The sequence below is a fragment of the Carboxylicivirga linearis genome, assembly GCF_018271995.1.
Taxonomy (GTDB): Bacteria; Bacteroidota; Bacteroidia; order Bacteroidales; family Marinilabiliaceae; genus Carboxylicivirga; species Carboxylicivirga linearis.
Map to the genome: position 1 here is coordinate 98888 of NZ_JAGUCO010000013.1, position 12681 is coordinate 111568.

The 12681-nt window shown below is 38.0% G+C and carries 6 protein-coding genes; all 6 read left to right on the forward strand.

Going from position 1 to position 12681, the window contains the following annotated elements:
* Positions 1 to 5 precede the first annotated feature (5 nt).
* Complete coding sequence (gene xyl3A / locus KEM10_RS15340; protein WP_212216910.1) at positions 6 to 2603, forward strand: xylan 1,4-beta-xylosidase; 2598 nt, start codon at positions 6 to 8, stop codon at positions 2601 to 2603.
* A 35-nt stretch (positions 2604 to 2638) separates the two neighbouring features.
* Positions 2639 to 4567 carry a glycoside hydrolase family 97 protein gene (locus KEM10_RS15345; protein ID WP_212216911.1) on the forward strand — a complete coding sequence of 643 codons (1929 nt, stop codon included), beginning with the start codon at positions 2639 to 2641 and terminating at the stop codon, positions 4565 to 4567.
* Positions 4568 to 4717: 150 nt separating this feature from the next.
* A complete protein-coding gene (locus tag KEM10_RS15350; protein ID WP_212216912.1) occupies positions 4718 to 7150 on the forward strand; it encodes a glycoside hydrolase family 95 protein in 2433 nt (810 codons plus the stop codon).
* Between the two features lie 30 nt (positions 7151 to 7180).
* The gene (locus KEM10_RS15355; RefSeq protein ID WP_212216913.1) at positions 7181 to 9643 is read left to right on the forward strand and encodes a TIM-barrel domain-containing protein; all 2463 of its coding nucleotides are present in this window, start codon (positions 7181 to 7183) and stop codon (positions 9641 to 9643) included.
* A gap of 137 nt (positions 9644 to 9780) precedes the next feature.
* Positions 9781 to 10344 carry a DUF3237 domain-containing protein gene (locus KEM10_RS15360; RefSeq protein WP_212216914.1) on the forward strand — a complete coding sequence of 188 codons (564 nt, stop codon included), beginning with the start codon at positions 9781 to 9783 and terminating at the stop codon, positions 10342 to 10344.
* A gap of 278 nt (positions 10345 to 10622) precedes the next feature.
* The gene (locus KEM10_RS15365) at positions 10623 to 12260 is read left to right on the forward strand and encodes an alpha-L-fucosidase (RefSeq protein ID WP_212216915.1); all 1638 of its coding nucleotides are present in this window, start codon (positions 10623 to 10625) and stop codon (positions 12258 to 12260) included.
* The last annotated feature ends 421 nt before the right edge of the window (positions 12261 to 12681 follow it).

The following is a 12681-nucleotide window of genomic DNA, read 5'->3' on the forward strand; positions in this document are numbered from 1 at the left end:
TATCAATGAATAACATTAGGCGAATTTTAGTGGCGGCTATGGTTTTCTCTGCTTTGTCAGTGAAAGCCCAGTTTCCATATCAAAATCCCAACCTGAGTTCTGAAGAACGGGCAAAAGATTTGATTTCCAGACTAACACTTGAAGAAAAGGCATCCCTGATGTGCGACCAATCAGATCCGATTCCTGAATTAGGAGTAAAACGGTTCAACTGGTGGAGCGAAGCTCTGCATGGGTATGCGAATAATGATAGTGTTACGGTTTTTCCTGAGCCTATCGGCATGGCAGCCTCTTTCAATGATAAATTATTGTACCATATATATGATGCAGTTTCGGATGAAGCGAGGGCAAAGTATCATCAATGGATACGAGCCGGTAATGAAAATAAACGTTTCTTAAGTCTCTCGGTTTGGACGCCTAATGTTAATATTTTTCGCGACCCTCGCTGGGGGCGTGGACAAGAAACTTATGGGGAAGACCCATACCTTACTTCACGCATGGGGGTTGCAGTGGTAAAAGGATTACAGGGACCTGAAGATGCAAAATATAGAAAATTGCTGGCTTGTGCAAAGCATTATGCGGTGCATTCAGGTCCCGAATGGAGTCGTCATGAGTTGAATTTGAATAATGTTAATCCGCGCGAGTTGTATGAAACATATATGCCCGCTTTTAAAGCTTTGGTTCAGGAGGCTGATGTCAGACAGGTGATGTGTGCCTATCAGCGATTAGATGATGAACCTTGCTGTGGAAATACGCGTTTGTTGCAAAGAATACTGCGTGATGAATGGGGATTCAAATATTTAGTTGTATCAGATTGTGGTGCAATAACCGACTTCTTTACAACTCATAATGTATCTTCCGATGCTGTTCATGCTGCTTCTAAAGCAGTTCTCTCGGGTACCGATGTTGAATGCGTATGGGAGAATTACCCATTTAAGAACCTTCCCGAAGCTGTTGAGCGTGATTTGATAAAAGAGGAAGATATTGACAAAAGTCTGATGCGTGTTTTGGTTGGCCGTTTTGATCTTGGTGATTTCGATAATGATTCGATTGTACCGTGGGCGCAAATTCCTGCATCAGTTCTTAACAATGAGAAACATCGTCAGCTAGCCCTTGACATTGCAAGGCAAAGTATGACTCTTCTGCAGAATAGGAACAATGCGTTACCTCTGTCAAAGAAACATAAAAAGATAGCTGTTATTGGTCCTAATGCGAATGACAAACCTATGTTATGGGGAAATTATAATGGTACCCCTGTGCGTACCATTTCTATTCTCGATGGAATACAAACAAAAATTGCAGCAGACAAAATATTATATGATAAAGCTTGTGACCTGGTTGAAGATAAGGTAACCGTTAGTTACTTTGGTCAGTGTTCGGTTGATGGTAAACCCGGATTTAAAGCAACTTATTGGAATAATCCAACCCGGGAAGGTGATATTGTAACAACTCAGCAAATTGTAAATCCGATTAAAATGACCACTGCTGGTCAGCACGAATTTGCATCCGGTGTGAAGTTGGAGGGCTTTTCGGCCATTTACGAAACTGATTTCGTTCCAAAGGTCAGTGAAGAAATTGTTTTTAAGGGTGGCGCAACAGGTTATTTTGAATTATTGGTTAATGGAGAAACAATCAAAAAGTATAACAACTGGAGAACGTTGTCATCACGAATACCTTTTAAGGTTGAGGCCGGACAGAAATATAAAATTCAAATTCTCTATAATCAGTCAAATAACTGGCAGGCTAATGTTGAATTTGACTTTGGTAAAGAAATAGATGTTGATTATACAAACCTGATCAATAAGTTAAAAGGAGTTGATGATGTAATTTTTGTTGGAGGATTATCCGGTAACCTTGAAGGAGAAGAAATGCCGGTTAATTATCCGGGTTTTAAAGGTGGAGACCGAACAAATATCGAACTACCATCGGTACAGCGTAATTGCTTGAAGGCTTTGAAAGAAGCAGGCAAAAAAGTGATTTTCGTGAATTGCTCAGGATCGGCTATTGCATTGGCTCCTGAAACAGAGAGTTGCGATGCCATTTTACAGGCCTGGTATCCGGGCGAATCGGGTGGTCTAGCGGTTGCTGACGTGTTGTTTGGCGATTATAACCCTTCAGGAAAGTTACCTGTAACTTTCTATGAAAACTCTGAAAAGCTGGGTGATTTCGAGGATTATTCAATGAAAGGAAAAACCTATCGTTATACAACTGAAGCTCTGTTTCCGTTTGGGTTTGGTTTAAGTTATACTCAATTCAATATTGGAGAGGCTAAAGCCGACAAAAACAGTATTCAGCCCAATGAATCGGTTGAACTGTCAATTCCTGTATCCAATGTGGGGCAACACAGCGGAACTGAGATTTTGCAGGTTTATATACGCAAAGTTAACGATATGGATGGACCCCTTAAAAGCCTGAGAGCTTATGAACGGGTTGAACTGGCAAAAGGTCAAACAGTCAATGCTAAAATAGTATTACCTCCATCATCATTCGAGTTCTACGATTGGTCACAGAGAAAAATGACAGTTACCAAAGGTGAGTACGAAGTTTATTATGGAAACAGTTCAAAGGAGGCAGATCTAAAGAAAATTAGAATTACCATTTTATAAGTAATCATATTAACTTAACTGTTTTAAGTACCGCGATGAGACCTTTAAATGCCTTGATTATTTTTTTACTTCTGGGTGTTGTTAATACTTCTGCCAGTGCATTTGTTATTAATTCTCCTGACAAGAAACTTCAAGTTCAATTAATAAATGACCAGAAAAGTGACTGTTGTAAATGGTATTTAAAGGTCGAATATCTTGTTGGAGAGTATTATAGCGAAATAATTCCCCGCATTGATTTGGGTTTGGTGCGAAATGATCAGGTATTCTCAAAAGAATTAAAACTGGTTAAAACGAGTAAGATACATAGCTTGTATGAAGACTATCATTCGATGCACGGAAAGCGTTCTAATAGAACAAATGAAGGTAATGAGGTACTTGTGACTTTTGTGACTCCACAGAAATCGAAAATGAATCTGTTTTTAAGAGTTTATAATGATGGGGTTGCTTTTCGGTATGAATTTCCTGATAAAGAAGGAAGCTATATTATAAATGATGAATTAACAGCTTATTCTGTTTCAGATAGTACCAAAAGGTGGTTAGAGAAATTTAATCCGGCAAACGAAGGGCTTTATTCCTGCCAGATGGATGGCAGTATACAACAGGATTGGTGCTATCCGGCACTTTTTCAGTGTCAGGACAGCGATTGTTGGTTTCTGATTCATGAAGCAGATCTTGATCGAAACTACTGCGGAACCAAATTAACAAATTTTGGAGATGGAAATGTTTATAAACTCACTTTTCCTGATGATTGGAATGGCAGAGGTACAGGCCACATACATCCGTCAATAACGTTACCCTGGAAATCCCCCTGGAGAAGTATTATTGTTGGTAGTTTGGCCGATATTGTTGAATCAACCCTGATTGATGACATATCATCTCCTTCAGTCATAAAGGATACAAGCTGGATTAAACCGGGTTTGTCTTCCTGGAATTATTGGTCGGATAATCATGGCACCAAAGACTATCAGGTTATATGTAAATTTGCTGATTTGGCTGCTGATATGGGATGGCCTTATACATTACTCGATTGGGAATGGGATGCAATGAGTAATGGAGGTGATCTGAATGATGCATTGACTTATATTCACTCTCTTGGTTTGAAACCTCTGATTTGGTATAATTCTGGTGGCGATCATACATGGGTTGGTGCAACTCCTAAGGATAGGATGCTTACTCACGAGAACCGAATGGCTGAGTTTAGGAAACTGAAAGAAATGGGAATTGCAGGTGTAAAAGTTGATTTTTTTGAATGTGAAAAGCAAAATATGATTAACTATTACCTGGATATACTCGAAGATGCAGCCCGTTTTGAAATAATGGTGTATTTTCATGGATGTCTTGTGCCACGTGGATGGCAGCGAACTTATCCACACCTGATGACCTATGAGGGAGTTCGCGGTGCCGAATGGTATAATAATGGTCCGGAGTTTACTACAACAGCACCTGAACACAATACTACTTTGCCATTTACGCGAAATGTTGTCGGTTCAATGGATTATACTCCGGTAACTTTCACCAATTCACAATATCCTCATATCACTTCTTATGGACATGAATTAGCTTTAAGTGTGATATTTGAATCCGGTATTCAGCACATGGCTGATCGTCCTGAAGGGTATTACCGATTACCCTATGCTGTTAAAAATTTTCTGAGAACTGTACCTTGTAGTTGGGACGATACTAAATTGCTGGATGGCTATCCGGGACAATTTTCCGTTTTAGCACGCCGCAAAGGTAATGATTGGTATGTGGGGAGTATTAATTCTGATTCGAAGGAAAAAAATCAAACTGTTCAATTTGATTTCCTAACAATTGGTAAAACATACAAACTAACACTAATCTCAGATGGAGAGCACGATCAAGCTTTTTCTATAAAGCATCTGGTAATTGACAGTAATTCGGTTCTTAATGTAAATATGCTTCGAAGGGGTGGTTTTGCTGCCAGGATTATCCCCTTAAATTAATAAATAAAGCTATGAAGTACCTCAAGTCATATTTTTAATTGTAGTTTTTATCAAGTAACGATTGATTGAACGTGTAATTCAGAGCGACAGTTTTAACTAGGTGCTCTGAATTATTTGATTGGAATTCAATGGCTTCAAAAAATATAATGTATGAAAAGGATCTTACTCAATATCTTAGTCACTATACTATTGATTGGTTGCAATAGTTCATATTCTGATGACGACTTAAAACTATGGTACGATAAGCCCGCTGTTCACTTCGAAGAGGCTTTAGTTATCGGTAATGGCAAAACAGGAGCAACAGTATTTGGTGGGGTTCATACTGATAAGATTCATCTTAACGATGCTACTTTGTGGAGTGGGGAACCAGTGGATAGATATATGAACCCTGAAGCTTATAAAAACATTCCTGCTATCAGAGAAGCCTTGGAAAAGGAAGATTATAAATTGGCAGAGCAACTAAATAAAAAAATACAGGGTAGATTCTCCCAATCATATGCTCCTCTTGGCACAATGTATCTTGAATTTAATAACCAAAAAGAATTTGAAGACTATTATAGGGAGCTTGACATTAGTAATGCTATTGCTAAAGTAAATTATAAGTGCGACGGGGTGACTTATTATCGCGAATATCTGGTATCTAATCCCGATAAGGTGATGGTGATCAAACTATCAGCTGATAAGAAAAACGCACTAAATTTCAATCTGAAATTTGATAGTCAGTTAAAATATAAGAGTGTCGCCAACCCAAACAGATTAGAAATATCAGGATATGCTCCGTATCATACTGTACCAAGTTATTGGGGAAGCGATAATCCGGTTCGTTTTGACGAAAAACGTGGTACAAGATTTTCTGCTCATTTCAACGTTTTGAATGAAGGTGGTGAGGTTATTGTAAGTGATAGTGGTATTCAGGTTAATGAGGCCAATGAGGTTATCTTGCACATTTGTACTGCTACAAGCTTTAATGGTTTTGATAAGAATCCAGCTAGTCATGGATTAGATAACCAGTCTATTGCCAGTCAATTGCTCAGGCAGTCTACAATAAGAAAGTATGAAACCATAAAAACAGATCATATAAAGGATTATCAGTCGTTTTTTAACAGAGTTAAACTTCAACTTGGCGATTATAATAGACCTGATTTGCCCACAGATCAGCGCTTAATCAAGTATACTGAGGGAGCTGAGGATAAAGGATTGGAAATATTGTATTTTCAGTATGGGCGGTACTTGCTTATTTCCAGCTCTCGTACTGATCAGGTTCCGGCTAACCTGCAAGGTATCTGGAATCCGTATATTCGTCCGCCCTGGAGTAGTAACTATACGATGAATATTAATGTAGAAGAAAACTATTGGTTAGCGGAAGCTGCCAATCTTTCTGAAATGCATCAGCCATTTTTACAATTTATTGGAAATCTGGCCGAAACAGGTGAAGTTACGGCTAAAACATTTTACGGGGTTGATAAGGGCTGGGCTGCATGTCATAATTCTGATATATGGGCAATGAGTAATCCGGTTGGAGACTTTGGTTACGGAGATCCCATGTGGGCTTGCTGGAATATGAGTGGAACTTGGGTAGTTACACACCTTTGGGATCATTATTTATATACGGGTGAGAAAACATTTCTTAGTAATTATGCCTATCCGCTAATGAAGGGAGCAGCTGAATTCTGTCTTGATTGGTTGGTTGAAGATAAAAATGGATGGCTTATTACTTCACCATCCACATCACCTGAGAATACTTATATTACCCCTGATGGTTTCAGAGGTGCAACACTTTATGGGGCTACTTGTGATTTGGCTATGATTCGTGAGTGCTTGAAACAGACAATCCGAGCTTCTGAAGTTCTTAAACAGGATGCTTCCCTGAGGGATAGTATGAATAATGTCCTGACCAAATTATACCCTTATCAGATTGGAAAAAAAGGCAATCTTCAGGAGTGGTATCACGATTGGGAAGATGCTGAACCTCAACATCGTCACCAGACACACTTGTTTGGATTGTATCCGGGTAATCATATAACTCCTCTAATTGAACCTGAATTAGCAAAAGCTTGTCGAAAATCACTCGAAATTAAGGGAGATGAGACTACCGGATGGTCAAAAGGCTGGCGAATTAACCTTTGGGCCAGACTTTGGGATGGTAATAGAGCCTATAAGCTTTACCGTGAATTGCTGACCTATGTGCCTCCCCATGGAGCCGAAAACGTGAACTATGGTGGTGGCGGTGGCACTTATCCCAATTTATTGGATGCTCATCCACCTTTTCAAATAGATGGTAATTTTGGTGGTGCTGCTGGTGTGATAGAAATGTTATTACAATCAAATGAAGAACAGATACTTTTATTACCAGCTTTACCCGATGTATGGTCTGACGGTCAGGTGTGCGGACTTTGTGCCAGAGGTGGTTTTGAAATTTCAATGAAGTGGAAGAATGGTAAGCTGACAGAAGTGGAAGTTTTTTCTAAAATTGGTAATAGATGCTCTTTAAGGTACAATGAAAAAACGATTGGATTTGATACCAAAGTGGGTGGTAAGTATTGTTTTGTATACAATAGAGGAGAACTAAAAAATAGAATTTAACTTTACAATCAAAATTCTAATTCATAAAATATGAAAGTAATTAACTCCATGCTGATTCTGGTTCTTCTCATTGGTATAGGTTGTACTCCACAATCGTATGTCAAGACAGAAACTGGTATAAAGACAACTATTGATTCGATGGTAGTTGAACTAAACTTTTATACGGCTGACATAGTTCGGGTCACCAAATCTCTGTCAGGGGAATCTTTTGAAAAGAAAAGTCTTTCTGTAGTTAAAGAACCAGAAAATGTGCCTTTTAAAGTAAAAGAATCAGGTATCCATATTTTGTTGGAAAGCGAACTATTAATGGTACAGATCGATACCCAAACAGGGGGCATATCCTATCTGGGATCAAATGGTGATACTCTTCTTCTGGAAAAAGCTGCAAGTGCAACTTTCACGCCATTTAACGATGCTGGTAATGAAACATATTCTGTTAAGCAATCGTTTATCCTCGCCCCAGACGAAGCTATCTACGGGCTTGGAATCCTTCAAAATGGGATGATGTCTCAACGCAACCAACAAGTACACATGGTTCAGAATAACACCTGGGATTTTTCTACATTTTTTCAATCGGTAAAAGGGTACGGTCTATTTTGGGATAACTATTCACCAACTGATTTTACGGACGATGAATCGGGTACCGAATTCGCTTCAGAAGTTGGCGATTGTATCGATTATTATTTTATGTATGGCGGAAATGCTGATGGAGTGGTTGCTGAAATGCGCAACCTGACCGGAAAAGTACCTATGTTTCCTCTTTGGACCTATGGTTTTTGGCAAAGTCGCGAGCGTTACAAAACTCAGGAAGAAACTGTTGGAGTAGTTAAAAAATACCGTGAATTAGGTGTTCCGTTAGACGGTATTATTCAGGACTGGCAGTATTGGGGTGATAATTACCACTGGAATGGCATGTCTTTTAAAAATCCGGGGTTTCCAGATCCTCAAAAATTTGTCGATGATGTTCATAATTTGAATGCACACATGATTATTTCAATCTGGTCATCTTTTGGTCCCAAAACTCCACAATATAAAATTTTGAAGGATAAGGACATGTTAATGGATTTTCAAACATGGCCACAATCAGGGAAAGAAGGTTGGCCTCCGGATATGAATTATCCATCAGGAGTGCAGGTCTACGATCCTTATAATCCCGAGGCTCGAGATATTTATTGGAAATATTTGAGTGAAGGGCTTTTCTCGTTGGGAATTGATGGTTGGTGGATGGATTCGACTGAACCAGACCACATGGATATTAAACCAGAAGATTTTGATAATAAAACCTATCTGGGCTCTTTCCGCAAAGTGCGCAATGCATTCCCACTTGCAACTGTTGGAGGTGTTTACGATCATCAGCGCAAAGCCTCTTCTGATAAAAGGGTATTTATTTTAACACGTTCTGGTTTTGCAGGTCAACAACGCTATGGTTGTAATGTTTGGTCTGGAGACCTTGGCTCCTCATGGGATGCCTTGCGGAATCAAGTTCCGGCCGGACTGAATTTTACCCTGACCGGAAATCCGAATTTCAATACCGATATCGGTGGTTTTTTTGCAGGTGCTTACAATAAATCGTGGAATGACGGAACAGCTTCGAAAAATCCACTATTCCAGGAGTTGTATGTACGCTGGATGCAATATGGGGTATTTACCCCAATGATGCGTTCGCACGGAACCGAAATGAAACGGGAGATCTACTATTTTGGTAAACAAGGCGAGCCAATATACGATGCCATTGCAAGTGCCATCAACCTGCGTTATTTATTGTTGCCATATATTTATACTACTTCGTGGAATGTTACCAATGCCAATAACAGTTTTATGCGTGCTTTAGTAATGGATTTTCCGTCAGATAAGAAAGTATGGGACATGAACAACGAGTATATGTTTGGCCAGTCGCTTCTTGTAGCACCGGTACTGTCAGCCCATTATACTCCTGAGAAAATGGTGAAGGTTGATGAAGCAACAGGTTGGAACAAAGGAGGTGCAAGAACTAAAGAGGGTTATCCGGTAGTTGATTTTACAAAAACGAAATCCTCCACTGTTTATCTACCGAAAGGAACAACCTGGTATGATTTCTGGACAAATGAAAAGTTTGATGGAGGTCAGGAAATTTCAAAAGAAACCACCATAAATACAATACCGTTGTATGTAAAAGCTGGAAGTATTCTCCCTATTGGTCCAAAAGTTCAATACGCAACCGAGACGAATTGGGATAATTTAGAAATCCGCATTTACACAGATGCCGATGGTGAATTTACTTTTTATGAAGACGAAAACGATAATTATAACTACGAAAAAGGTGTATATTCAACTATTCCTTTTGAGTGGAATGATGCCGAGAAAACACTAACCATTGGTGAACGTAAGGGTGATTTCCCAGGCATGCTCACTGAAAGAACATTCAACATTGTACTTGCATCTAAAGACAAAAATGTTGGCACATTGAATAAAGTAGTTCATTATTCAGGTGAAGAAGTTGTCGTCAAATTGTAATAAGATAAAACTAAAAAATAATAACTTTCTTCTGTATTTTAATCAACCTGAACATGTTTCAGGTTGTTTGAAATTACAATGTTTTAGGTATTTGCGAAGGCTAATGTCTTTCATTTTAATACATTCAGATTAATAATATGAACTCGACCTCTAAACTAAACAGTATAGTAGTAGCTGTAATTCTGCTATTCTTATTTATTTCCAGGAATACTTTTGCCCAAAGTCCTGAAACGGAAAAAGGAGATAGCATTTATCTCGATTTTAAAATGGAACTGATGTGGAAGGCTAAGGTCAAGATCGGAAAAACGATTAATGTTGGAGAGAGTAAACGAGGTTCAAGGCATATGATTCCCATTATCGGTGGTACATTTAGAGGGCCAAATATTAACGGCGAAGTTTTACCATATGGTGAAGACTGGCAGCTAGTACGTCCTGATGGTGATACAGAACTTAATGCGCGATATTTGCTTCAAACTGAAGATGGTATAATTATTCGCATTGCAAACAAAGCCTTAATGCATAAGCCAGCCAAAGATGATGAAGGTGGTTTTTATGTGAAATCTGTGGTTGACATTGAAGCTCCTTCTGAAAGTATTTACGACAATTTAAACCATGCTGTCTTTATAGGAACGCTCGAAATCCCGCAAATAGAGCCAAACGAAGAGCCATATGTTGTAATTGGCGTTTATAAAGTACTATAGTTTAAGGTCAAATTTGATATTAATTATCATTGTTAGTTTAATATTAAACTTTTAATTTCTTCTTTTTATTGAAGAGCTTTAGATTATAATATGTCTTTTGGGGGATTGTTGAAATTTTTTACAAAATTTATCAACTAAATAGTAAATATCAATAATTTTGCCTTTCATTAGAACTGAGTGTATGTATTTAAATATCAAATGTATAATTCAGTAAAATACTCATTTCTTTTTTGTTAGTTATCAGGTTCTTTTATTGAACTAAAGTTAAAGTCATAAATATGAAAAATATAGGGTTAATAATTATAGCTGTTCTACTTAATTTGAATCTAATGGCGCAGTCGGATAATCAAGTGCTTGTAAATACAGATAATGAGCCAATTAAGACTGGTAAATTTGAGCCAACTTGGGAATCGTTACAGCAATACAAGGTGCCTGAATGGTTTCGAAATGCAAAATTTGGTATATGGGCACATTGGGGACCACAATGTCAACCGGAGCAAGGCGACTGGTATGCCCGATTTATGTATGATGAAGGTAGTAGACAGTATAATTGGCATTTAGAGAACTATGGGCATCCCTCAAAAGTCGGATTTAAAGAGGTTATTCATGACTGGAAAGCCGAAAATTGGAACCCAGAAAAATTAGTAGCTCTATACAAACGTGCAGGTGCTCAATATTTCTTTGCAATGGCTAATCACCACGACAACCTTGATTTGTGGGACAGTAAATATCAAGAATGGAATACGACACGTGTTGGCCCCAAACAGGATATTATCGGTGAATGGGCCAAAGCAGCTAAAAAATATGATCTTCCTTTGGGATTAAGTGTTCATGCTGCACATGCTTGGACGTGGATGGAAACATCTCAGCGTTCGGATAAAAAAGGAAAATTGGCAGGCATATCTTTTGATGGTAAGCTAACAAAAGAAGATGGGAAGGGAACCTGGTGGGAAGGATTGGATCCTCAAGAATTGTATTCTCAAAATCATCATTTAAGTAAAGGCAGTGAAAGCGTAGGTCGTATTCATAGTCAATGGGCATGGGGAAATGGGGCTTCTATTCCTTCTCAGGATTACTGTGATAAATTCTACAACCGTACTATGGACCTGATTAATCAGTATAACCCTGATTTGTTATACTTCGATGATACAGCACTTCCTCTTTACCCGATCAGTGATGCAGGACTTCAAATTGCGGCCCACTATTACAATAACAATATGGCTACTCACGAAGGGAATCTTGAAGCTGCTTTGTTTGGAAAAGTACTGACCGATGACCAGAAAAAATGCATGATATGGGATGTGGAAAGGGGCGCACCCGATAAAATTCAGGCTGATGTCTGGCAAACATGTACCTGTATTGGTGATTGGCATTATAACAGGTCAACATACGATCATAACTGGTACAAATCAGCAAAAACAGTTATTCACATGTTAGTTGATATTGTCAGTAAAAACGGAAATTTGCTTTTAAATATTCCTGTTCGTGGCGATGGTACCATTGATGAAAAAGAAATTGAAATACTTGAAGGTATTGCTGACTGGATGGATATCAACAAAGAAAGCATTTACGATACCCGTCCATGGAAAAAATTTGGAGAAGGACCAGTAGCTGATCAGGATAATCCAATTAATGCCCAGGGATTTAATGAAGGAAAAATTAAATTTTCTGAAAAAGATATAAGGTTTAATCAGAAAGGAAAAATTCTGTATGCAACAATTCTTGGAATCCCAACAGAAGATATAGTCATTACTTCATTAGCCAAGGAAAATGTAAAACAGAAAATAAAAAAGATTGAGATGTTGGGCATCGATGAAAAACTCACATGGAGTCAAACGAATGATTCTCTCGTTATTCGTAAACCAGAGAATTGTCCCAATGATATTGCTGTTGTTTTTAAGATGTTTTTCAAATAGTTTGATTATCAATTTTTGTGTATGAATGTCATTGTTTAAACAATATTTTTATGCATAACCATATTTTTTTTTGAGATTGCTTATTGAATTTCAATACCAGATTTCAGCCTTGGAATTCAATCATCCCGGTATTTCATAGAAAAAAAGGATTTTGAACTAAGTCAGATTTAATTATAGAAGTTTTAGAAACCTAACCTTAATTTTTATTTTCATTTAATAATAAGGCTGTCCATTTTCTTAAAGACAGCCTTATTCATTTGGGGGAGAAGGGAAACTTAAAAGTTTATAAATATTTTACAGATTCAGTATATTGACCACGTCAAGTGTACAATAAGTGAAAAAAGTCTGAATGATACATGTTTTAATGAAATTATAAATAGCTAATAACTTTGTAATTAATTAAAATGGCTCACCATTGAAT

What these genes read in the sequence shown, in the direction of transcription:
- xyl3A (WP_212216910.1), top strand. Translation starts at nt 6, where the DNA reads ATGAATAACATTAGGCGAATTTTAGTGGCGGCTATGGTTTTCTCTGCT.
- KEM10_RS15345 (WP_212216911.1), top strand. Translation starts at nt 2,639, where the DNA reads ATGAGACCTTTAAATGCCTTGATTATTTTTTTACTTCTGGGTGTTGTT.
- KEM10_RS15350 (WP_212216912.1), top strand. Translation starts at nt 4,718, where the DNA reads ATGAAAAGGATCTTACTCAATATCTTAGTCACTATACTATTGATTGGT.
- KEM10_RS15355 (WP_212216913.1), top strand. Translation starts at nt 7,181, where the DNA reads ATGAAAGTAATTAACTCCATGCTGATTCTGGTTCTTCTCATTGGTATA.
- KEM10_RS15360 (WP_212216914.1), top strand. Translation starts at nt 9,781, where the DNA reads ATGAACTCGACCTCTAAACTAAACAGTATAGTAGTAGCTGTAATTCTG.
- KEM10_RS15365 (WP_212216915.1), top strand. Translation starts at nt 10,623, where the DNA reads ATGAAAAATATAGGGTTAATAATTATAGCTGTTCTACTTAATTTGAAT.